This is a genomic window from Bradyrhizobium prioriisuperbiae (assembly GCF_032397745.1).
Lineage (GTDB): Bacteria > Pseudomonadota > Alphaproteobacteria > Rhizobiales > Xanthobacteraceae > Bradyrhizobium_A > Bradyrhizobium_A prioriisuperbiae.
Window position 1 is genome coordinate 441,691 of record NZ_CP135921.1, and the last position, 23,137, is coordinate 464,827.

At 64.0% G+C, this 23,137-nt stretch carries 19 protein-coding genes, 1 other RNA gene, 1 pseudogene and 1 riboswitch; of the genes and pseudogenes, 13 read left to right on the forward strand and 8 right to left on the reverse strand.

Annotated elements, in window-relative coordinates:
• Positions 1-58: 58 nt before the first annotated feature.
• Positions 59-414: pseudogene (locus RS897_RS02095) on the reverse strand (chromate transporter).
• Between the two features lie 241 nt (positions 415-655).
• Between RS897_RS02095 and ssrA the strand changes: the two are divergent.
• The 7 genes from ssrA (at position 656) to RS897_RS02130 (ending at position 5,758) form a co-directional block, all read left to right on the forward strand.
• Positions 656-1,027: a transfer-messenger RNA gene (ssrA, locus tag RS897_RS02100) on the forward strand.
• 229 nt (positions 1,028-1,256) lie between these two features.
• Positions 1,257-1,781 (forward strand): SspB family protein, encoded by a 525-nt coding sequence (locus RS897_RS02105; RefSeq protein WP_315834962.1) that lies wholly within the window; start codon positions 1,257-1,259, stop codon positions 1,779-1,781.
• A 231-nt stretch (positions 1,782-2,012) separates the two neighbouring features.
• Entirely contained in the window at positions 2,013-3,422 is a 1,410-nt protein-coding gene (fumC, locus tag RS897_RS02110; RefSeq protein ID WP_315834963.1) for a class II fumarate hydratase, read from the forward strand.
• A gap of 188 nt (positions 3,423-3,610) precedes the next feature.
• A complete protein-coding gene (locus RS897_RS02115) occupies positions 3,611-3,799 on the forward strand; it encodes a DUF4169 family protein (protein ID WP_315838488.1) in 189 nt (62 codons plus the stop codon).
• Positions 3,796-4,095, forward strand: coding sequence for a ribbon-helix-helix domain-containing protein (locus RS897_RS02120; protein WP_315834964.1), 300 nt, complete (start codon positions 3,796-3,798; stop codon positions 4,093-4,095). The genes RS897_RS02115 and RS897_RS02120 overlap by 4 nt, the downstream gene beginning before the upstream one ends.
• A 263-nt stretch (positions 4,096-4,358) precedes the next feature.
• Positions 4,359-4,682 (forward strand): ribbon-helix-helix domain-containing protein, encoded by a 324-nt coding sequence (locus RS897_RS02125; RefSeq protein ID WP_315834965.1) that lies wholly within the window; start codon positions 4,359-4,361, stop codon positions 4,680-4,682.
• Positions 4,683-4,915: 233 nt separating this feature from the next.
• On the forward strand, positions 4,916-5,758 hold the full coding sequence (locus tag RS897_RS02130) for a GNAT family N-acetyltransferase (RefSeq protein ID WP_315834966.1): 843 nt from the start codon (positions 4,916-4,918) through the stop codon (positions 5,756-5,758).
• A gap of 22 nt (positions 5,759-5,780) precedes the next feature.
• Here the strand turns inward: RS897_RS02130 and RS897_RS02135 are convergent, their stop codons facing one another.
• Entirely contained in the window at positions 5,781-6,977 is a 1,197-nt protein-coding gene (locus tag RS897_RS02135; RefSeq protein WP_315834967.1) for an MFS transporter, read from the reverse strand.
• An 82-nt stretch (positions 6,978-7,059) separates the two neighbouring features.
• Here RS897_RS02135 and RS897_RS02140 point away from each other — a divergent pair, with 82 nt between their 5' ends.
• The gene (locus RS897_RS02140) at positions 7,060-8,058 is read left to right on the forward strand and encodes an AraC family transcriptional regulator (RefSeq protein ID WP_315834968.1); all 999 of its coding nucleotides are present in this window, start codon (positions 7,060-7,062) and stop codon (positions 8,056-8,058) included.
• 5 nt (positions 8,059-8,063) lie between these two features.
• Here RS897_RS02140 and RS897_RS02145 read toward each other — a convergent pair whose 3' ends face one another.
• Complete coding sequence (locus RS897_RS02145) at positions 8,064-9,098, reverse strand: threonine aldolase family protein (RefSeq protein WP_315834969.1); 1,035 nt, start codon at positions 9,096-9,098, stop codon at positions 8,064-8,066.
• A gap of 48 nt (positions 9,099-9,146) precedes the next feature.
• Positions 9,147-9,257, reverse strand: a riboswitch (SAM-I-IV-variant riboswitch).
• Positions 9,258-9,369: 112 nt separating this feature from the next.
• Here RS897_RS02145 and RS897_RS02150 point away from each other — a divergent pair.
• Positions 9,370-9,801 carry a cupin domain-containing protein gene (locus RS897_RS02150; protein ID WP_315834970.1) on the forward strand — a complete coding sequence of 144 codons (432 nt, stop codon included), beginning with the start codon at positions 9,370-9,372 and terminating at the stop codon, positions 9,799-9,801.
• 149 nt (positions 9,802-9,950) lie between these two features.
• On the opposite strand, the gene RS897_RS02155 is transcribed toward RS897_RS02150, so the two are convergent.
• Entirely contained in the window at positions 9,951-10,964 is a 1,014-nt protein-coding gene (locus RS897_RS02155) for an aldo/keto reductase (protein WP_315834971.1), read from the reverse strand.
• Positions 10,965-11,162: 198 nt separating this feature from the next.
• Between RS897_RS02155 and RS897_RS02160 the strand changes: the two genes are divergently transcribed.
• The gene (locus RS897_RS02160; RefSeq protein WP_315834972.1) at positions 11,163-11,501 is read left to right on the forward strand and encodes a GrlR family regulatory protein; all 339 of its coding nucleotides are present in this window, start codon (positions 11,163-11,165) and stop codon (positions 11,499-11,501) included.
• A gap of 28 nt (positions 11,502-11,529) precedes the next feature.
• On the opposite strand, the gene RS897_RS02165 is transcribed toward RS897_RS02160, so the two are convergent.
• The gene (locus RS897_RS02165) at positions 11,530-12,471 is read right to left on the reverse strand and encodes an acetamidase/formamidase family protein (protein WP_315834973.1); all 942 of its coding nucleotides are present in this window, start codon (positions 12,469-12,471) and stop codon (positions 11,530-11,532) included.
• 228 nt (positions 12,472-12,699) lie between these two features.
• On the opposite strand from RS897_RS02165, the gene RS897_RS02170 reads away from it, so the two are divergent.
• A complete protein-coding gene (locus RS897_RS02170) occupies positions 12,700-13,404 on the forward strand; it encodes a glutathione binding-like protein (protein ID WP_315834974.1) in 705 nt (234 codons plus the stop codon).
• Between the two features lie 31 nt (positions 13,405-13,435).
• Here the strand turns inward: RS897_RS02170 and glgA are convergent, their stop codons facing one another.
• Complete coding sequence (glgA, locus tag RS897_RS02175; protein WP_315834975.1) at positions 13,436-14,860, reverse strand: glycogen synthase GlgA; 1,425 nt, start codon at positions 14,858-14,860, stop codon at positions 13,436-13,438.
• Between the two features lie 262 nt (positions 14,861-15,122).
• Here glgA and RS897_RS02180 point away from each other — a divergent pair, with 262 nt between their 5' ends.
• Positions 15,123-17,597, forward strand: coding sequence for a glycogen/starch/alpha-glucan phosphorylase (locus RS897_RS02180; RefSeq protein ID WP_315834976.1), 2,475 nt, complete (start codon positions 15,123-15,125; stop codon positions 17,595-17,597).
• Positions 17,598-17,832: 235 nt separating this feature from the next.
• On the opposite strand, the gene RS897_RS02185 is transcribed toward RS897_RS02180, so the two are convergent.
• Both RS897_RS02185 and RS897_RS02190 read right to left on the reverse strand, forming a co-directional pair.
• Positions 17,833-19,881: an adenylate/guanylate cyclase domain-containing protein gene (locus RS897_RS02185; RefSeq protein ID WP_315834977.1), complete on the reverse strand. Its 2,049-nt coding sequence runs from the start codon at positions 19,879-19,881 to the stop codon at positions 17,833-17,835.
• Between the two features lie 187 nt (positions 19,882-20,068).
• A complete protein-coding gene (locus RS897_RS02190; protein WP_315834978.1) occupies positions 20,069-21,772 on the reverse strand; it encodes a SulP family inorganic anion transporter in 1,704 nt (567 codons plus the stop codon).
• A 175-nt stretch (positions 21,773-21,947) separates the two neighbouring features.
• On the opposite strand from RS897_RS02190, the gene RS897_RS02195 reads away from it, so the two are divergent.
• Positions 21,948-23,105 (forward strand): diphosphate--fructose-6-phosphate 1-phosphotransferase, encoded by a 1,158-nt coding sequence (locus RS897_RS02195; protein WP_315834979.1) that lies wholly within the window; start codon positions 21,948-21,950, stop codon positions 23,103-23,105.
• Positions 23,106-23,137: the final 32 nt, after the last annotated feature.

Consider the following 23,137-nt stretch of genomic DNA (forward strand, 5'->3'; position numbering starts at 1 on the left):
GTGGTGGCCATCAGCCCGCCTGCGATAACGGCCACGTGATAGCCGATCAGGGGCACGATCAGGACATTGGCAGCAGCATGCGCGCGATGATGGCGAGGAGCAGCCCAACGGCAGCGCACGAGACCTCGCCAGGGTCCGCTGCAACGCATCCACCACACCAAAATGGGCATAGCCCGCCGCAAAAGCAGTGACGATCACCACCGGCGGCGCCAGCAGGCTGGTAAAGACCGCAACGGCCCCGCGGATGCCGCGGAAGCGCGACCCGAACACCACGGTCAGGTTGACGACGTTGGGACCGGCGAAATGGCACAGTGCGAAGGCTTCGCTGAATTCATCCGCCGTCATCCGGCAATGCTGGTCGAGGATGGCGCGGCGGGCAAACACCAGCATGCCTCCGAAGCCGGACAGCGACATCTTCGCGAAGGCAACAAACAACTCCGCCAGCGCCCCCGGCGAATGGGGACCGGCCGCAGCGCGGCGCCCTCGGCGAGACAAGCGGCAGGGCTGCCAGGTTCCGAATCCGGTGGCATCCCCCAAATTTGAAATGATGGCGGACAGCGGGCGAACTTCTTTTCCGCAAGGCTTTTTCCGCAAGGCATTGAGCCATCCCAACGCGGCTTTGCGGGAAGGCCGTCAGCCATAGGCCGGTTCCCCGGCCTTTGCACCCGACGCCGTTGCATCCTATATTGAGGCTGCCGGTTCGCCGGCTATGGAAATAAATGGCCGTCGCAATAAACCATTCGGACCCGGGGGCAGCACCCGGCGCCTCCACCAAAGCCCGTCAGCCGCGAACCAACAGTTCAAGAGCGGGTTTCGGCGGGGGCGAAACAGGATCGACGAGGGCGTAAAGGGCGTGTTTTTTCCCGGTATTGTTCCGCCGTTATCGGGCTCTGCAATAGTTGCAAACGACAACTATGCTCCGGTTGCTCAGGCTGCGTAACGCAGTTTGAAAGACCATCTTGAAGTCCTGACGGGTTAAGCTCCGTCAGGCGGGGTTCGGAGGCACCTGGCAACAGAAGCCTCCACTTTATTTATTTCCGAATTCGACAGTTTTTTGTATTTGACCCTGGTCACAGCCCCAGCTTCGACACAGGAATATCCCCAGTCCGCCCTCTGGAACCTGCTGACCTTCGATGTCCGGCGGGGTACGATGGAACAAAGTGCGAGTCGGATCGCTTTTCCGGTGTCGCGTGCCTCCCCTTCGCGGCTCGCGCCTGACGCGCCGTCCGCCAAACGACGATTGACTGGACCGACCGATGCCGACCGATCACATTCGTTATGATGTCCTGGCGCGCGACGCGCTGCGCGGCGTGGTGCGCCGCGTGCTCACCGACGCCGCGACCCACGGCCTGCCCGGTGACCATCATTTCTACATCACGTTTCTGTCGAGGGCCGATGGCGTCAAGCTGTCGCCCCGCTTGCTCGCGCAGTACCCCCAGGAGATGACCATCATCCTGCAGCACCAGTTCTGGGACCTGATCGTGACCGACGAAAGGTTCGAGGTTGGGCTGTCGTTCGGCGGCACGCCCGAGCGGCTGGTGGTGCCGTTCGGCGCCATCAAGAGTTTCTTCGACCCGTCCGCCAAATTCGGGCTCGAGTTCGATCCGTCGGCGGCGGAGGCCGCGCTGGAAACCACGCCGGATGCCGAACCGGCCCTGCCCAGCCAGGCCGCAAGCGAGCCCAAGGACGGCGCCAAGTCCGAGAGCGAGCCGGATGACGAGCCGACCAAGCCCACCGAGGGCGCCGAGGTGGTGCGGCTCGATCGTTTCCGCAAGAAGTGAAGTAAAGCCGGATTAGAGCTATCCGTTCCGATAGAATCGGAGCGGAAGCTCCAGATTGCTGTTTTGACGCGTTTTCTCCGCGCAAACGCTTCGCGTTTGTCGCGGGGGAACCGGTGCCCACTTCGCTGGAAAACGCTTTGCCTGTTTCGATGAATTCTTTGCCGGCCGGCTTCCGCCGGCCTGTGGCTGTCTATAGGTAGGGCACACCTGCTCACCTGATGGACGGACCTCATGGCACGCGCACCGAAGGCAAACCCAACCCGCACCGAGACCGATACGTTCGGGCCGATCGAGGTCGCCGCCGACCGCTATTGGGGCGCGCAAACCGAGCGTTCCCGCAACAATTTCCGGATCGGCGGCGAGCGCATGCCGCAGCCGATCATCCGGGCGCTGGCCGTCGTCAAGCTCGCCGCCGCGGAGACCAACCGCGAACTCGGCCTGCTCGATCCCAAGCTGGCCGATGCCATTGGCCGCGCGGCACGCGAGGTAATCGACGGCACGCTCAACGATCATTTCCCGCTGGTGGTCTGGCAGACCGGCTCCGGCACCCAGACCAACATGAACGTCAATGAGGTGATCTCGAACCGCGCCATCGAACTGCTCAGCGGCACCCGTGGCAGCAAGAAACCGGTGCACCCCAACGACCACGTCAATATGAGCCAGTCGTCGAACGACAGCTTCCCGACGGCGATGCATATCGCCGCCGCCGAGCGCATTCACACCGACCTACTGCCGGCACTGAACCATCTGCTCACCGCGCTCAAGGCGAAAGAGAAAGAGTTTGCCAAGATCGTCAAGATCGGCCGCACCCACACCCAGGATGCCACACCGCTGACGCTGGGACAGGAGTTCTCCGGTTACGCCGCCCAGATCGCTAGCGGCATGGCGCGGATCCGCCTCGCCGTGAAGGAATTGTACGCGCTGGCGCAAGGCGGCACCGCGGTCGGCACCGGCCTCAATGCCAAGCCGCGTTTTGCCAAGCTGTTTGCCAAACACGCAGCCGTGATCACAAAGCTGCCGTTCATCACCGCGCCGAACAAGTTCGAAGCGCTGGCGTCGAACGACGCTTATGTCGCGGTGCACGGCGCGATCAATTCCGCCGCCACCGGCCTGTTCAAGATCGCCAACGACATTCGCCTGCTCGGTTCCGGCCCGCGCTCGGGATTGGGTGAACTGATCCTGCCGGAGAACGAGCCGGGCTCTTCGATCATGCCGGGCAAGGTCAATCCGACCCAGTGCGAAGCCCTGACCATGGTGTGCTGCCAGGTGTTCGGCAACGAAACCACCATCACGGTGGCCGGCAGCCAGGGGCATTTCGAGCTCAACGTCTACAAGCCCGTGCTGGCACATTGTATGCTACAGTCGATCGGGTTGATTGCGGATGCGGCGCGCTCTTTCACGGACCATTGCGTCACCGGCATCCGCGCCGACGAAAAGCGGATCCAGGACCTGATGCAACGCTCGCTGATGCTCGTCACCGCGCTGGCTCCAAAGATCGGTTACGACAGTGCCGCCAAGGTCGCCAAGACGGCCCACGCCAACGGAACCACACTGCGCGAAGAGGCGGTACGGCTCGGCTTTGTCAGCGCCGCCGAATTCGATCGACTGGTGAAGCCGGACAAAATGACGCAGCCGGGATGATCCCCCGGACATCACTTGTTGATCTAAATGGCCTGACGAAGCACTGATGTCGCGACTAAAGTTGAACGGCGCCCCCGTTGCGAAATGCTGCGTGAGTCGCAGACTCGTGGTGCCGAGCTGGTGAAATCGGAACTTGCGGCGTCGCGGACGGAATCCAGTCCGCCGCGACAGGCTCATAAGGAGTGACCGTGGGCGAAGTTGTGAACCTGAACCGCGTCAGGAAGCGGGTCGCGCGAGAGCAAGCGAAGAAAGAGGCCGACGCCAACCGCATCAAGTTCGGGCGCAGCAAGACCGAGCGAACCATCGACGAGACGACAACCCGACGGCAGGACTCTTTGCTGGAGCAGCACCGGATCGATCGCGAGGACGAAACATGAAATCCCCCGTCGTGAAACGCTCGATTGTCGTCGCTGGTCATAAAACCAGCGTCAGCCTCGAAGAGGCCTTCTGGAACGGCATGAAGGAGATCTCCAGCGAGCGCGACCTGACGCTGTCGGAACTGGTGGGCGAAATCGACGGTCATCGCCAGCAGGGGAACCTGTCCTCCGCCATTCGGCTGTTCGTGCTCGACTACTTTCGCAAGCGTGCAAGCGGCTCGGCGAAAACTACTGATGGAAAATCGAGCGACAATACGGATGCGGCTGCGCAAATGTCCCATCAGGAAAATACCTGAGGCCAGCGTCACGATCGTGTCTCTCTCTTAGGTTGTTTACCGAATATCAACGGTAGTCGAAGTGGGTTACGTTATACCCACATCGCATCGTTTGTTGTGTGATTCCGATGCGACGGGGCCGAGACGGCGCCGTGAAGCGTCTCTCTCTTCCCACCCATTCTTACCGCGAAACGGTTCGCGTCCGATGAGCATTCATCGTGCGCAAGTGATGATGCTTGGCCGCGAACAGACTTTGGCAACGAATTGGACAAAGGAGTTGGGGCATGGAGACCGAAAGAGCAGCATCCGAACACGGCGGACCCGTCGAAAAGGAATTTGCCGTTGTCAAACGATCGGTCGTCGTTGATGGCCACAAAACCAGCGTCAGTCTCGAGGATGCGTTCTGGCGCAGCCTGAAGGATATTGCGGCGCGACGCGGCATGACGCTGTCGACGCAGATCGCCGTGATCGACCAGCACCGCAAAACCAACAATCTGTCATCGGCGATCCGGCTGTTCGTGCTGGAACACTTCCGCGCCCGTGCGCTCAGCGCCGTCTTCATCGGCGAGCGCCAGGGCATGCCGCGCGGCCTGGAACCGCGCGCATAAAGCTGACGAGCATTGCGCGCGCCCTCCGTTGAGACGGGCGCGCGCAATGGCCGGGGTGATGAATTCACCCCGGGTATCGCTATCGATAGCGGCATCGTGATCCAACTGCAGGCTGCGCTCCGGCAGCGGCCCGCAACCAACGGATTTCCATTTTTTCAGCGCCTCGTTGTTGATGCACGTCAGCACGTCCGGACCTATAGTCTGCTGGTACGTCCAGAGGCGCGATCATCCCCGTGAGCGAATTCCTGATCCGGACCATGCGGCCGGACGATATCTCGACCGCCGTGAATTGGGCGGCGGCGGAAGGCTGGAACCCCGGCCTTGCCGACGACGCCTGTTTCGCCACGGTTGATCCGGAAGGCTTCCTGATCGGCGAGCTCGACGGGGTCGCGGCCGCAACCATCTCCTGCGTCAATTACGACGCGAGCTTTGCCTTCCTCGGCTTCTACATGGTGCGCGCGGACTTGCGTGGCCACGGCTACGGACTGCGCGTATGGGACGCCGCCATCGCGCACGCCGGAACGCGTGTGATCGGGCTCGACGGCGTCGTGGCGCAGCAGCAAAACTACAAGAAGTCAGGGTTCGCGTTCGCTTATGCCAATGTCCGGTACGGCGGGACCGTCGCCGCTCCACCAGCGCCGCAAGCCGGTGTCATTCCGCTCACCGAACTCCCGCTGGCAACCGTGGAGGCCTCCGACGCCATGGTGTTCCCGGCTTCACGCACGGCGTTTCTGCGCGGGTGGATCAACGCACCCGGACATATCGGTTGCGCGCTGGTGCGCGACGGCGAACTTGCCGGCTGGGGCGTGATCCGCCCCTGCCGAAGGGGTCACAAGATCGGGCCGCTGGTGGCTGACAGCCGCGGCGCCGCCGAGACCGTTCTCTCGGCTTTGCTGGCCCGCGCCGGAGGCGGCGAGATCTTTCTCGATATTCCCGGCACCAACCGAGACGCGATCGCGCTGGCGCAAGATCTGGGTCTTGCGCCAGTGTTTGAGACTGCGCGCATGTATACCGGCAAGATTCCATCGTTACGGCTGGATCGGCTGTTCGGCGTCACCACCTTCGAGTTGGGCTAAAGCTAGCACCCGCCAGTGGCGCTCAAACCGCCACCTCCACCGCGCGCGGCCGCACCCCCACCCCGATAATCAGCCCCGCCAGCAGCAGCACCAGCGCACTGGCCGTAAACACGCCGGTGATGCCGCTGAGGTCGAACAGCATCCCACCGCCGGCAGCCCCCAAGGTAATGGCGAGTTGGACCGCCGCGACCAGCAGACCGCCGGCGCTTTCGGCCTGATCAGGGACGGTGCGGGTGAGCCAGGTGGACCACGCCACCGGCACCGCGCCGAACGCCAGCCCCCAGAGCACGACCATCACCGCATCCGCGACTGCGTTCATCGGGGCAACAAGGCTCAATCCGAGGACGCCCATCAGAAGCGGCATCGCGAGCAAGGTCAGCCGCAGGCTGCGCTCCAACAGCGGGCCCGCCAGCAGCGTGCCGAGGAAATTGGCCACCCCGAAGCCGAGCAGGATGGCGGAGACGACGCTGATGCCGACAACGACGCTCTCGAGGAAGGGGCGAATATAGGTGAAGAACGCGAAATGCCCGGTGAACACCAGCATTGCGGCGAGCATGCCGAGCCCGACCCCGGGTCGGACCAGCACGTCGACCAAGGTGCGCAGGCGGCTGTCGCCGCTCGGCGCCATGCTGGGCAAGGTGAAGACCTGCGTGACCAGCGTCACCACACCGAGCGCTGTGGCGATGAGGAATACGTTGCGCCAGCCGATCATGTCGCCGAGATAACTGCCGACCGGGGCGGCCAGGATGGTGGCGGCGGAGACACCGCTGAAGATCATCGACAGCGCACGCGGCACCAGCGCCTGCGGCACGAGGCGCATGGCGACCGCCGCGGACATGGTCCAGAAACCGCCGATGGCGGCGCCGAGCAGCACGCGCCCGAGCAGCAGCCAGGACAGCGACGGCGCGAAAGCCACAATCAGATTGGAGATGATCAGGAGCACCGAAAACGCCAGCAGCACGCGCCTCCGGTCGATGCGCCGCGTCGCGGCCGAGATCAGCAGGCTGGTCACCATCGCCACCGCCGCTGTCGCGGTCACCGCCTGGCCAGCCAAACCTTCGGTGATGCCGAGATCCGCGGCCATCGGCGTCAACAGGCTGGCGGGGAGAAACTCCGCTGTCACCAGGCCGAAAACGCCGAGTGTCATGGCTCCCACCGCACCCCAGGCCGGCGTGTCGCCCGTCCGATCCTCTCCAGCCGCCTGCACCGATGCGCTCATTGGTCTCTCCATTCGCGAAGACGTGTTTGCACCGCAGCACATAGGGTGGTTTTCCCGGACGATCTATGCCATATAGTCCGAAATGCTTGATCGAAAGTCCGACAATGGCAAGCCGGCGGAGGCGACGCCCCTCCCCGCCGACCTCGTGAGCGAACTGCTTATGGGGATGCGTCTGGTTGGCCTGTCGTATCGCCGCATCCAGATCACGCCCCCGTTCGGGCTGCGCTTCGGCGCGGTGGAGGGGCGGGCGCAATTCCATTTTGTCGCGCGCGGCCCGGTGTTCCTGCGCTGTGCCGACGGCACGATCAACCCACTGAGCACCGGCGATGCGGTGCTGCTGCCGCAGGGTGGCACCCACGATCTCGTCTCTCAGCCGGACCTGCCTTGCCGCCATGTCACCGCACTCGAAAGCGTCCCGATCTGCAGGAGCATCGACGCGATCCAGGCCTGCGGCGACACCGCCTGCGATGGCACAGGCGTGCTGATCTTCTCCGGCTGCATGGAATTCGACCTCGGCAGCATGCACCCGCTGGTCGCGCTCATGCCGGGCATGATGTTCGTCGGCACGCTGCTGGAGCGTTATCCCGAAATCCTGCCGATGCTGGAGGCCATGGAGCGCGAAGCTCGCGGCGAGCGCGCCGGCTTTGCCGGGATTCTGGCGCGGCTTGCGGACGTGGTGTCGGCCTTCATCGTCCGCGCCTGGGTTGAATGCGGCTGCGGCGAGTCCAATGGCTGGGTGGCGGCGCTGCGCGACCCGCGGCTCGGCCGCGTGATCGCGGCACTGCACCGCGAGCCGGGCCGAAACTGGACCGTGGCCGAGCTTGCAACCGTGATGGGCAGTTCACGCTCGGTGTTCGCCGAGCGCTTCCTGGAGGTTACCGGCATGACGCCGCTGCGCTATCTCACCGAGCTGCGGATGCGGCTGGCGGCGCAATGGATCGGCCGCGACCACCTGCCGATCGACGCCGTCGCCGAGCGCCTGGGCTATGGCTCGCAGGCCGCCTTCAGCCGCGCCTTCAAGCGGGTGATCGGCAACCCGCCGGGCGCAACACGCACAAGTGCGAATGCACCGGGCGCGTGATCAGCTCACGCCGCCGTTATCTGCCTGATGTCGGCGGCGAGTTGATCGACGCGCTGGGCATCCGCATCCCAGGCGAACATGAAGCGGGCGCCGCCGCCGATGAAGGTGTAGAAGCGCCAGCCGCGCTCGCGCAGGGTCGCGAGTTTCGCCTCCGGCATCCGCACGAACACCGCATTGGCCTGTGGCGGGAACATGATGTCCACCCCGCCCAGCCCCTCGATCTGCCGCAGCAGACGCTTCGCGCAGGCGTTGCCATGCTCGCCGTTGCGCAGCCAGGCGCCGGTGTCCAGCATGCCGACCCAGGGTGCGGCGAGAAAACGCATTTTCGAGGCGAGCTGCCCCGCCTGCTTGCAACGGTAATCGAAATCTTCCGCCAGCTTCGGATCGAAAAACAAGATGGCTTCGCCCGCGGCCATGCCGTTCTTGGTGCCGCCGAAGCACAATACGTCGACGCCGGCGCGCCAGGTCATGTCGGCCGGGCTGCAGCCGAGGCTGGCGCAGGCGTTGGCGAACCGCGCGCCGTCCATGTGCAGATGCAGGCCGAGCTCGCGGCAGGTAGCGGAGATCGCGCGGATCTCCTCAACGCTGTAGACCAGCCCGGTCTCGGTCGGCTGGGTGATCGTCACCACCCGCGGCTTGGGAAAATGAATGTCACTGCGGTTGGTGGCGATGGCGCGGATCGCCTGCGGCGTCAGCTTGCCGTCGGCGGACGGCGCCACCAGCAGCTTCGAGCCGTTGGAGAAGAACTCCGGTGCGCCACATTCGTCGGTTTCCACATGAGCTGCCTCCGAGCAGATCACGCTGTGATACGACTGGCACAGCGCCGCCAGTGCCAGCGAGTTCGCCGCGGTGCCGTTAAAGGCAAAGAACACCTCGCACTCGGTCGCAAACAGCGCACGGAAGGCATCCGACGCCTTTTCGGTCCAGTGATCGTCGCCATAAGCGGGCGCGTGGCCCTGATTGGCCGCGGCCATCGCCTGCCAGGCTTCCGGACAGATGCCGGAATAGTTGTCGCTCGCAAATTGCTGGGATTCGTTCATCACGCACCTCTGGCCAATCTCATCCATCATGGGAAAGGGCGATGCGAGGCGGTCCCGTTTGGTTGCCGGATCGGCCGCATCTCCCTGTTGTCGCAGGGAACGCCACCTTGCTCGGGAGCAGGTTGGCGTTGAGCATCAGCTCAACTCTTGATGGTGCGCATGGCATAAACGGGAAAATCGGCTCTGGCAAGAGCTCACGGCCTGTTGCTTCGCCATGGCAGGCCTTTCGCCGCAGGGTCTGCTAGGCTCGCGGCAAACAGAGAGGTTCAGCATGACCGACGACACCACGGCGTCCACCGGACAGTTCAACATCCAGGCGATCGCCGACGCGCTACCGCCTTCAGCCAAGACGCTGCTGGTCGACACGTATCTGACCAATCGCGAGCAGGCGAGCGCACGGGTGTTTCGGGTCTATCGCCCGACGCCACCGCACTATCATGCGACCTGCGACGAATATCTCTACGTGTTCTCCGGGCGCGGCACCTTCTGGATGAAGGACCCCGCCACCAAGAGCGAGTTCGCACCGGGACAACTGCTGTTCTTCGAGCGCGGCACGGTGCATGCCATGCCTGAGCTTTATGAGGAGCCGGTGGTGTTTCTGTCGATCGACACGCCGCGGCGGCAACCGACCGACATCATCTTCGTCGATCCGAAAGACGGCTCGCCGGAGACCTTCATGGCCCGGAACGCGGCGTCAGAATGATTGTACTTTTGTCGTGCCGGGCTTGTCCCGGCAACCTCGCTTAGGGGCGCACTGCGTCCCTAAGCGGGATCACCGGGACAAGCCCGGTGATGACTGTTGTGGGTGGAGATGCTTTATTCGCGACAATGACGATCGTCGGCCCATCCGCCTCACGCGCCGTTGCGCACCGGCCGGCCCTCGATCGGATAGGCCGGATCGTTGAAGCCCGGCGTCGAGGGATGTCCGGTGGTGACGAGGCTGTTGACCAGCGCCTCGTCCTCCGCGGTGAAACGATAGGCCAGCGCCTTGACGTAATCGTCCCACTGCTCTTCGGTGCGCGGCCCAGCGACCACCGCATCGATGAAGCGATTGTTCAGCACCCAGGCCACCGCGAACTGCCCGGCGGTGATTCCACGCGCTTCCGCATGCTTGCGGATGGTCTGCGCCAGTTGCAGCGATTCCTGACGCCATTCGGTCTGCATCATCCGGGTGTCCTTGCGGGCCGCGCGTGTGCCCTGCTCCGGATTGCTGTCGGGGGCGTATTTTCCGGTGAGGACGCCGCGCGCCAATGGACTGTAGGGCACAACGCCAAGACCGTAGAAATTGCAGGCCGGCAGTTGTTCGACCTCCGGCATCCGGTTCATGGCGTTGTAATAGGGCTGGCTGACCACTGGCCGGTCGATACCGAGCCGATCGCAGATGTTGCAGATCTCGGCGATCCGCCAGGCGCGATAGTTGGACACGCCGAAGTAACGCACCTTGCCCTGGCGAATGAGATCACCCATCGCCCGCAACGTCTCCTCCAGCGGCGTGGTGTGGTCTTCCTTGTGCAGATAATAGATGTCGAGATAGTCGGTGCCGAGCCGCGCGAGGCTCTCATCCGCCGCCTGCAGCAGCCATTTGCGCGACAGCCCGCGCCGGTTGACGCCCTCGCCGATCGGGTTCGCCGCCTTGGTGGCGAGCACCCAATCGTGGCGGTGCCTGGCGATGGCCCGGCCGACGACCGCTTCCGACTTGCCCTGCGAATAGGCATCCGCGGTGTCGATGAAATTGATGCCGGCGTCCCGGGCCTTGGCGACGATGGTGGCAGACGTCACCTCATCGGTGGCGTCGCCGAACATCATGGTGCCGAGGCAAAGCTGCGAGATCTTCAGGCCGCTGCGGCCGAGGTTGCGGTGGTTCATTTGGTCCTCCGTCTTGTTCATGAGTGTGGCCCGGCTTTCGCCGACTGATACGGGCAGACGTCGCCCTTGTCCACGGTCCGTCTCGGCCGCTCTGCTGCAAATCACCGCAGAAAACGAGCTGTCGAACCGGCCGCCGTCACAGTATTGTGAGGCCGATGATCAAAATGCTTCCGCGCGGCCGGGTGGAACGGACGAAGCATGAGGAACGGGCTTTACACGATTGCCATCGACATGCTGGACGGCGTGGACGCCCGCGCGACCGGCGTCATCGTGCTGCGCGACGGCGCCATTCACGGCGGCGACAGCTATTTCTACTACACCGGCAACTACGAGACCGGACCGGACAAATGGCGGGGCGAACTCGTCACCCATCAGCACACCCAATCCCGCGGCAATCCGGTGTTCGGTGGCCGCGACGTCAGCGTCGGTTTTTCCGGAAAACACGATGCGACGGGAGCCGTTGTCTACGGCACGGCACTGGTGGGATCGCGCAGCGTCAGCTTTCGCGCCACCTTGCGGCGGCTGGCCGACGCCTGACCATCCGGCCGGTCGAAGCCGTCCAAGATCAGGGGTGCACGACCGACTTCGCGATCATGCAGTGGATGCCCTTGGAGCCGTTGACCGTCTGCGTCACGCGCAGGTCAGCGGCCAGGCTGCACAGCGTGTAGGCGTCTTCACGCGACAGCTTTCCGATCTCGCCGAGCAACACGATCATGTCGCGCAATGCCTTGACCACGCACTGATCGAGATCCGGATCCATCGCCATGGTGATGTAATGGGTCGGCGTCTCGGCCCGCGGATAGGTAAACCGCAGGTCCTTGCGCAGCCTGAACGCGAAGCGGCCCTGCAGCGCGGTCTCGATCGCAGTGACGCAGACCTCGCCGTCGCCTTGCACACCGTGGCCGTCGCCGCAGGAAAACAGAGCGCCGGGCACGAACACCGGCAGATAGAGTTTGGCGCCCGGGATCAACTCCTTGTTATCGAGATTGCCGCCCATGGCGCGGGGAATGAGCGAGCCGATGCGGCCCCAGGCCGGCGGCGGCGCGACACCCATCACTCCGAAGAACGGCCGCAGCGGCAGATCGAGCCCCCACGGCAAACGGCCAACCAAACGCTGCTCGTCGAGCGGAATGGTGATGAGCCGCGTCTCGTGGAAATCGTCCGGCAACGTGCCGCTGAGCGGACGGATCAGATTCCAGCCCCAGTCCTGCCGCAGCTTGATGTCGAGGATTTCGACTTCCAGCACATCACCAACCGCGGCACCATCGACGGCGATCGGACCGGTGAGAATATGGCCGGGCAGCAGCCGCTCGCTTTTGGCATGGACCTCCGCGTGTTCGGGCAGGATGCGAAAGCGGCTGGCGTCCGGCAGCACTTCCGGGCCGCCACTGAGCGTATCCACCGTCACTTCATCGCCGCTGGCAACAGTCAGAACCGGCTTCAGGGTGGCATCGAAGAACCCCCAATGACAGGTTTCGGGGCTTGCGCGCAGATGATGATGAGTCATGAAGGACACCGTAAGGCGAAGGGCGGGAGATCGGATACAGCGGCGGGGGCTGCGGGTCTGCAGACTAACAGCGCCCTGTCGCGATGCAACGATTGCCGAGCGAACGGCAGCCTCCCATGTTTGCCGATGCGACGATCCAACGTATGCGGCCGACGGCCTTGCGCCGCCCCACCGCCTCGCTATGGTCGCCCGGAATTTTTGTCATCCGATCCCACCGGAGCCTTCCGCATGTCCGACCTCACAGCCTTCCCGATCACCAAGCGCTGGCCGGCGCAGCACCCGGACCGCCTGCAGCTGTATTCCCTGCCGACACCAAACGGCGTCAAGGCCTCGATCATGCTGGAAGAGATCGGGCTGCCCTACGAGCCGCACACCATCGACATCGGCAAGAACGAAACCTTCGGACCGGAATTCCTGTCGCTGAATCCGAACGGCAAAATTCCGTCGATCATCGATCCCAACGGCCCCAACGGCAAGCCGATCGGCCTGTTCGAATCCGGTGCGATCCTGATCTATCTCGCCGAGAAGACCGGCAAGCTGCTATCGAGCGATCCGGCGCTGCGTTACGAGACCATGGCGTGGGTGTTCTTCCAGATGGCGTCGGTCGGCCCGATGTTCGGCCAGGTCGGTTTCTTCCATAAGTTCGCCGGCAAGGACTATGAAGACAAGCGTCCCTTGCAGCGTTATGTCACCGAATCCAAGCGGCTGCTCGGCGTGCTGGAGACCCGGCTCGCGGACCGCGACTGGATCGTGGGCGATGCCTATTCGATTGCCGACATCTCGCTGCTCGGCTGGGTGCGCAACCTGGTCGGCTTCTACGGCGCCGGCGATCTCGTCGACTACAAGGCACTGAAGCATGTGCCGGCCTGGCTGGAGCGCTGCCTCGCCCGCCCGGCGGTGCAACGCGGGCTGGAGATTCCGAAGCGGCCGTGAGGCGGGCTGCGGATAACTCCGATTTAAACGGTTACGCCACCTGCGCGACCTGGCGGTAAAGGCCGTGATAGGCCGCGACCGAATCCCGCCACGCGAACGAGCTCGCCATCGCGTCCGAGCGCATCGAATTGAGCTGCCGCTTGTGACCGTAAGTGCCGAAGGCACGGCAGACCGCGCCGAGGAAGGATTCGGTCGACGGTTCGTCGAACAGGAAACCGGTGCGGCCATCGACGATGGTGTCGGCCAGGCCCCCGGTCTTGTGTCCGATCGGCAGTGAGCCGAAACGCTGGGCATACATCTGGCTGAGGCCGCAGGGCTCGAAACGCGACGGCATCAGGGTGAAATCGCTGCCGGCGAAAATCCGCTTGGCCTCCCCATCCTCGAAGCCGAGGGCGACACCGATCGATTGCGGCCGGCGTTTCTGTGCCTCCTGCAACGCCCGCTCGAACCGTGGCTCGCCGCGCCCCATCACCACGATCTGTCCGCCTGATGCCACGATGGTCTCGGCCGCCTCCAGCACGAGGTCGACGCCCTTCTGATGCACCAGCCGCGCGACCAGGCCGAACAACGGCCCGCGCGACAGCGCCAGATTGAACTGGCGGCGGATGTGATTGACGTTGGCCTTCTTCTGTTTCCAGTCACCGGCACCGAACGGCGTCGTCAGTTCCGGACAGGTGCGCGGGTCCCAGGTCTCGTCGATGCCGTTGAGAATGCCGGTCAATTGATCTGCGTTCGCACGCTTTTTCAGCAGCCCGTCGAGCCCGCAGCCGAACTGGGAGGTGGTGATTTCGCGCGCGTAGGTCGCGCTCACGGTGGTGAGATGGTCGGCATAGACCAGCCCGCCCTTCAGGAACGACACCTTGTCGTAGAACTCGACGCCGTCGATGTGGAATGAACTCGCAGGCGCGCCGATCCGTCGCAGGGTGTCTTTCGGAAACAGTCCCTGGTAAGCCAGATTGTGGATGGTCAGGATGGTCGGGATGTTGAGCTTGTTCCAGACGGCATAAGCCGGCACCAGCGCCGCCTGCCAGTCGTTGGCGTGCACCACGTCGGCGCGCCATTGCGGATCCACATGGCCGGCGGCCAGAAACGCGGCAGCCGAGGAAAACCGGGCAAATCTGATGTCGTTGTCGCGCCAGTCGTTGCCGTTGGCATCGCTGTAGGGTGTCCCTTCCCGGTCGTAGAGCTCCGGAGAAATCAAAATATAAACGTGCAGCCCGTCGCTGGTGGTGGTGCGGCCGATCGCACATGAGGGCAGACCAGCGAGTGCGGGACAGCGGCCGATAATATCGATATGGCCAAGCCGCGACAGGACCGAGCGGTAGCCCGGGAGCATCAGCCGGACATCAGTCCGCGCCCGAAGTGCCCGCGGCAAGGCCGACGACACCGACGCCAGTCCGCCGACGCGGACATACTCCTCGAGTTCGGAGGTGACGAAGAGAACCCTGATCGACATAACAACCCCGCCGATACGCTTAACGTTGCGTTGCAAAAACCGTTCCGCACATTTGGCGAGTGTGTGGCGGAAAAAAGCAGCAGCCGGTTCCGCCTGAAATTGCCACTTTCAGAGGCAATGTTCGCCTCACATCAGTGCGGTCGAAGGGTGGCATGCGCGGGATCGATCCCCTAGACTCCGGCCCATTCGCGTCCTGTCGCTGCGGTCTTTTAACCGGTTTGGATCATGGCTTCGTGACGCAGCAGCAAATGGGGATGCTGACTTGGAAAAGTTCATCGCGTTTTCCGGCGCCGAGGCCGGTCAGATCACCACCTCCGAGGTCCGGGGAGCCATCCTCGAGAAGCTGACGCTTTCGATCGGCAAGGATGCGGCCCAGGCGACCAAGCGCGACTGGTATACGGCTGCCGCTCTGGCGCTGCGCGATCGCATCGTCGAGCGCTGGCTTCAGACCGACCGCCGCAACTTCGATGCCGGGCGCAAGCACGTCTGCTACATGTCGCTGGAGTTCCTGATCGGCCGTCTGTTCACCGACGCGCTGACCAATCTCGGCGTGTTCCCGGTGTACAAGCAGGCGCTGGAGGAGCTCGGGCTGGATTTCGCCGAGCTGCGGGAGTTCGAGGCCGACGCCGCGCTGGGCAATGGCGGCCTGGGGCGGCTGGCCGCCTGCTTCATGGAAAGCATGTCGACACTGGATATTCCGGCCACCGGTTACGGAATCCGTTATGAACACGGGCTGTTCCGCCAGATCATCGTGGATGGACGGCAGCAGGAATTTCCCGACGAGTGGCTGGCCTACGGCAATCCCTGGGAGTTCCAGCGTCCCGAAACCGTCTACAGCGTGTCCTTCGGCGGGCAGGTCAGCATCCAGACCGACGACAAGGGGCACACCCGCGAGTTCTGGCGCCCGTCGGAGACGGTGCGGGCGATCGCCTATGACACCCCGATCGTCGGCTGGCGTGGCCGGCACATCAATGCCTTGCGGCTGTGGAGCGCGAAGGCCGCCGACCCGCTGCGGATCGACACCTTCAATGCCGGCGACTATCAAGGCGCCGTCGCCGCACAGACGCGGGCGGAGGCGATCTGCAAATTCCTCTACCCGAGCGACGAGACGCCAGCCGGCCGCGAGTTGCGGCTGCGACAGGAGTATTTCTTCGTCTCGGCCTCGCTGCAGGACATCCTGGCCAACGAACTGCGCGCCTATGGCAGCCTGCAGTCACTGCCGTCAGCCGCGGCGATCCAGCTCAACGACACCCATCCGAGCCTGGCCGTCGCCGAAATGATGCGGCTCTTGATCGACATCTATGGCCTGCGCTGGGACAATGCGTGGGATCTCACCACCAAGACACTATCCTACACCAACCACACGCTGCTGCCGGAAGCGCTCGAGACCTGGCCGGTGGCACTGTTCGAGGCACTGCTGCCCCGCCATCTGCAGATCATCTATCGCATCAACGCGCTGCATCTGGATCGCGCCGAGAAAAAATTCCCGAACCAAAGCGAACTGATGGCCTCGGTCTCGCTGATCGAGGAGCGTGGCGAGCGGCGGGTGCGGATGGGGCAACTGGCGTTCGTCGGTTCCCATCGCGTCAACGGCGTCTCCGCCATGCACACCGAACTGATGAAGCAGACCGTGTTTGCCGATCTGCACGGGCTTTATCCCGACCGCATCACCAACAAGACCAACGGCATCACTTTCCGCCGCTGGCTGATGCAGGCCAATCCGGCGCTGACGTCCCTGCTGCGCGAGGTCTGCGAGGACACGGTGCTGGACGATCCGAACCGGCTGGGTGTGCTGGAAACCGTCGTCGATGACAGCGAATTCCAGAAACGCTTCACCGCGGCGAAGCGCGCCAACAAGACCGCGCTGGCGAAATTCATCTCCAGCCGCCTCGGCCTGGTGCTCGATCCGGAGTCGCTGTTCGACGTCCACATCAAGCGCATCCATGAGTACAAGCGCCAGTTGCTGAACATCATCGAGACCATCGCGCTGTACCAGGCGATCAAGGACGAGCCGAACCGCGACTGGGTGCCACGGGTCAAGCTGTTCGCCGGCAAGTCCGCGGCGAGCTATCATTACGCCAAGCTGATCATCAAGCTGATCAACGATGTCGCCGGTGTGATCAATGGCGATGCCAGCATCCGCGGCCTGCTGCGGGTGGCGTTCCTGCCGGACTACAACATCAGCCTCGCCGAGCGCATCATTCCGGCGGCGAACCTGTCCGAGCAGATTTCGACCGCCGGCATGGAGGCCTCCGGCACCGGCAACATGAAGTTCGCGCTCAACGGCGCGCTGACCATCGGCACCCTGGACGGCGCCAACATCGAGATCAAGGAACACGTCGGCGCCGACAATATCTTCATCTTCGGCCTGACCGCGGAAGAAGTGATCGCCCGCCGCAAGGCCGGCCTCGACGCCACCGACGCGGTTGCGACATCACTGCGGTTGCGGCGGGTGATCGAGGCGCTGGAGCGCGGCGACTTCTCACCCGACGAGCCGGGCCGCTTCCACGCCATCACCCACGCGCTGCGCCATCTCGACCACTACATGGTCAGCCGCGATTTCGACAGCTACTACGTGGCGCAGCGGTCGGTCGACCGCGTCTGGCGCGATCCCGCGGCCTGGACCCGGCACAGCATTCTGAATGTCGCCCGCGTCGCCTGGTTTTCCTCGGATCGTACCATCGCCGAATACGCCTCGGACATCTGGCACGTGCCGTTCCAGATGTCGGAGGCGTGAGGGGCGGCGAGCGAACAGCATATGCCGTTCGGCTATGAGATGGCCCGCCCGGTGCTGGTAACGCGGAATGCGGCGGGTGGCGTGCAGGGCATGACCGATCCGTTCGCGAAGGGGTTTGCGATCGCGGTGTGAGGGTGAGTGATGGACTTGACCACCACCGTCCCCACGCAACCATTGTCATGCCCGCGGACGGGGCATCCAGTATGCCTGTGTAAGAGACTCCAGCCACGGCCTGCTACTTGACGTCAGCCACCGTCGTATCGCTCCAGTCGTCCGCGAGCGGCTGCGACAGCAGTTCCGTGCAGCGCTGGATCATCCGCGATGAGGCCTCGTCCTCGCCGCGACGAGCGAGCGCAGTTCGGAAGCATGCGATGGCACCGCTGAAATCACGTGCGCGATAGGACGCGAGCCCGCGTTCATAATCTTCGACCCAGCCCGGCACGCCGGCATGGTCGGCGCTCATGCCGAGCAACTCGTAGATCTCGAGCTCACCGGCGCGGCCATAGACGGCGAGGCGATCCAGTTCACGCACGATGATCTCGTCGCCCGCGAGCCGCCGTGTCTGCGGGCCGATGATGATGCCGGAGCCATAGACCTTGTTGGTGCTCTCGAGCCGGCTCGCGATATTCACCGCATCGCCGATTACCGTATAGTTCAGACGCGCCTCGGAGCCGATATTGCCCACCAGCATGTCGCCGGAATTGATTCCGATGCGGATATGCAGCGGAGCGCCTGTGTCATTTGTCAGACCGGAGTCGCGAACGGCCTGCCTGCAGGCCAGCGCCGCCCGGCAACACGCCACCGCATGATCCGATGTCATTCTGGGCGCCCCCCAGAACGCCATCACCGCATCGCCGATGAACTTGTCGATGGTGCCGTCATGGGCCTGGATTGCGAGCGTGACCGCTTCGAAATAGCGCGACAGCAGCGGAATGATACGATCGCCCAACCGCTCCGACATACCGGTGAAACCGGCCATGTCGATGAACATCACGGTCATCGGCCGCACGGATCCGCCGAGACGCGCCTGCGTGCCGTCGCTCACCAGCCGTTTCACCAGGTCGGCGGGGATGTATTTCCGGAACGCCGACAACCCCAGCGCCATGTCGGCAATGGCGCCGGACAGATTCTCGATCTCGATCAGCTGCGAAGGATGCCGCACGACCTTGTGCAGATCGAATCGCTCGACATGCTTGATTTCGTTGACCACCTTGATCAGCGGCGCGGCGACCAGGCGTTGCGCGAGCCATGCCGACAACAGTCCAGCCACGACGATCAGAGCGGCAAGGCCGATCAGCAATTTGCGGATGGTAGCCTGCACCGGCCCGAGAAATTCGGATTCCGGAACCACGGTGACCAGCGACCAGCCCGGAAACGAGATCGGCGTCAGCACCACCTCGAAGGCGCCGCGCGCCAGCGCGATCCGCGCGCGATACGGCTGACCCTGCTCGGGATCGTAGGCGGCGCCGGTTTCGCGGATTGCAGCAACGGCCACCGGCAGCAACGGATGATCCGACTTGAGCGCATTGAGTTCGTCGGCATTCGGGTCAGGCGCGGCGATCACACCGCCGCTGCGATCGAGGATGAAGGCGCCGGCCGACTTTCCGACCGTGAGCTGCGACAGAAACTGCGACACACGCGTCAGCTCGACGATGATCGCCAGCACTCCCTTGCGCTGTTGATGCACATCGATCGGTCCGGCGAAGGCAACCGCCAGCCGCTCGCCGACCGGATGGGTGGTGAGGTTGAACCAGTGCGCCTCGTCGGACTTGATTGCGTCCTTGAACCATTGCTGATCGGCGACGGCATAGGTCGTTTCCTCGGAGCGGCGGCTGTCGAATGCGGCGTCGTCACCGGTCAGCCTGTATTGCTCGATCCGCCGTGTGAACTGGCCTGCAGCGATATCGATCATCTCAACGGTGGAATCACCCAGCTTGTGGGCGGCAAAAAACGATCCCTCCGGCCACCCGAACGCCACCCAGGAAATCGTCGGCTGCGCCTGCAATTGCGATAGGAACACGAACTCGCGCTTTTTGACGTCGGCGACGTCGACGACGTCCTGCACCAGCAGGCTGCGCACCGCGGTATAGGCGGAGCGCACCTCCGTCGTGATCGACTGCAGCTCGTCGCCGACCGCGGACACGATCTGCTCATTGATGGTGTCGGCGAGAGTCTGGCTGACCTGTTGCGCGGTTCTCCACCACAGCAGATGCACGCCGACGGCGCTGAGGGCGATGGACGCCAGGACGAGACTCGAAATGGCGCCGCGGATTCCGATACGCATGCCGATAGTATCCCGATCGTGCGCTGCACTGCACGCACGAAACCATAAGAGCAAACGCGATCGGACGATACCGGAGCGTGGGACCGGCCCGTTGTGTACCAGGGGAAACGCCGCTCATATCACGACGGCCTGCGTGAACTGGATCACCCGGTCTTCGCCGGACGATGACACCGAAAATGATGAAACGCTAGACTTTACACCCCTTCACCGCCTGCTCCACACTGTGAAACACCCGGTCCGGCCCTAGTGCTTGCTCGAGCCCGAAGCGCGCCACCGCCTCCTGCGCCCGCACGGATTCCAGCCGCGCGACGGCGAACATCACCCCACTCTCTCGACAATGGCGGATGATGTCGTTCAGCATCTGCGCGGCGGTGAAATCGATCTCGACGATCCCGGTGGCCTCCAGCACCAGCAGGCGGGTTTGCGGCGATGCCTGCAAGAGCGCAATAATGTCGCGGCGGAAGTGATCGGCGTTGAGGAACGACAGCGGCGCCTGGAAGCCGGCCACGATCACGTTCGGCTCGCGCTCGCCCGCCACATGCGGATGCGCCGGCCACCAGATCGAGGTGCCCGGTACCCGCTCATAAAGCACGACACGGGCGCGCGTCGTGCTCCAGATGCCGTGCAGCAGCGACAGCGCGATGCCGAGGCCTACGCCCTGTTCGATCGGAAACAGGATGATGGCGGCGGCGGTGGCGACGACCAGCACGAACTCGCTGAGCGACTGCCGGTAGATCGCGACGATCTGTTTCACGCGGATGATGCGCAGCGCCACGAACAGCAACACACCGCCAAGCGCCGCATGCGGCACGTGGCGCAGCAGTGCCGCACCGAACAGGATCAGAGCGAGCACAATCGCGGCCGCGAACAGGCTCGCGAGTTGCGAGCGCCCGCCAGTCTCCGACACGATCGCGGTGCGCGGTGGACTGGCGTTGACCGGGAACGCGCCGATCAAACCGGACAGGAGGCTGCCGGCTCCGACGCCAATGAAGTCGCGGTTGACGTCTGGTTGCGTTTCCGGATCCGATGGAAACGAGCGCGTGGTGGCCGCGGTCTGCACCATCACCACCATGGCAATGATCAGCGCCAGCGGCACCAGATGCACCCATTGCATGATGGCCACATCGGGCAGCGTGAGCCGCGGCAGCGCCACCGACAGCTGACCGAGCACCGCCACACCCCGCCCCTCGAGCCCCATCAGCACCACCGCGGCGCTGGCGCAGGCGAGCCCGATCAGCGCGCCGGGAATGCGCGCGTCGGTCTTTTCCGAGACCACGATGATCGCGAGCACGGCCAATCCGATCACGACGGTAAACGGATTGGCCTCCCGCAGATGCACAAGCAGATCCCACAGCCGCGCCAACATCGGCCCCGACGGGGCCGGCAGGCCGAGGATCGCGGGTAACTGCGAGATCAGAATATGGACGGAGATGCCGAGCAGGAAGCCGACAGTAACCGGCACCGACAGCAGGTCGGCGATGAAGCCGAGACGGAAAATGCCGCCGGCGACCAGCAGCAGGCCGACCATCAGCGACAGCGCGACCGCGAGCGACGCATATTGCGGCGATCCGGACGTGGCCAGCAAAGCCAGGCCGCCGGCGAAGATCGGCGTGATGGTGGAATCGGCACCGCTGGACAGGAAACGGTTAGCGCCAAAAGCCGCGAACGCCAGCGCGCCTGCAAGAAAGGCAAAGAACCCGATTTGTGGGGCGAAGCCGCCGAGCCGGGCCGTCGCCATCTGCTCGGGAATGGCGATAGCGGCGAGGGTCAGGCCGGCGACGAGGTCGCGGGAGAGAAACGCCAGGCGATAGGCCGCCAGTGAGCGGAAGACGGGCCATGAATGTCTGCCGCTTGTGGTATCCGCCACGGGCGACCGGGATGTCTCCGCCATCAAGCCTCCTTGCCGGTCAGCCATGCGGCCGGCCCGATTCTCAGCTAAGAATGATAGCGCAATTCCGCTCGGCGGCGGCCCTTCATCGTCAGGCCACAAGTCCGTTGCAGGATCACTCAATCTTCGCTTCAATCGCCCGCGGGCAGAAGGGCTCAATATACGTCATGGAGGTTTCATGCCATCGATCGTGATCGCCCAGGGTGGCGGCCCCACTGCCGTGATCAACCAGACCCTGTGTGGCGCCATCCTGGCCGCACGCAAGCTTGATCCCACCTTGCGCATTCTGGGCGCGCGCCATGGCGTGCGCGGTCTCTCGGCCGGCAATGTCGTCGATCTCACCGCCATCCCGGAGGCCGAACTCCGCCGCCTCGGCAACACGCCGAGTTCAGCGCTCGGCTCGACCCGCGACAAGCCGGATCCCAAAGCATGCGCCGAGATCCTCGCGGCGCTGGACCGGCTCGATGCCCGCGCCTTTGTCTATATCGGGGGCAACGACACCGCCGGAACGCTCGACCTGCTGCGTCAGCAGTCCAGCGGGCCCTGCCATTTTGTGCATGCCCCCAAGACCATCGACAACGACCTGATGGAGAACGATCACGTTCCCGGCTTCATCTCGGCCGCGGCCTTCGTCGCCAACGCCCTTGTCAGTGTCGATCTCGATTTTCGCGCTATGACCGGCATCTATGTGGCCATCGTCATGGGCCGCCATGCCGGCTTCCTGACCGCAGCCGCCGCGGGCTGGCAGCGATCGCCCGACGATGCCCCTCATTTGATCTATGCGCCGGAAAAGCCGTTCTCGGTTGCCCGGTTCCTCGACGAGGTCGAAACGGTTTATGCGCGCCTCGGCAACTGCATCGTCTCGATGTCCGAGGGCGTGCAGGACGAGACCGGTCGCCCCCTCGCCGAAACGCTGGCGGGCGCAGCAGCTGAGCGCGACGCTCATGGCAATCTGCAATTGACGAGCGGCGATCTCGGCATCGAGGTCCAGAAGGCGCTGAAAGCCCGCTTTCCGAAGGCCAGAACGCGCGTCGATACGCTGGGCTATCTGCCACGCGGATTTATCGGCGTGATCGACGACACCGATCGCAAGGAGGCTTTCGCCGCCGGCGCGTTCGCCGCGCAAAGCGCCTTCACCGGCAGCGGGTCGGTGGTGCTGCATTATGACGGTGAACGCATCGAGCCACGGATCGTGCCGCTCGACCGTGTCGCGGCCAAAACGCGCCACATGCCGGACAGCTTCTTCGCCGGCAGCAATGCGATCTCAGAAGAAGGGCGCGCCTATTTTCGGCGGCTTTTGCCCGAACGGCCCGATACCTTCCCGCCGTTCGTCTGAAGGCCGCAAAGAACTCGCGGCATCCAGGGTGG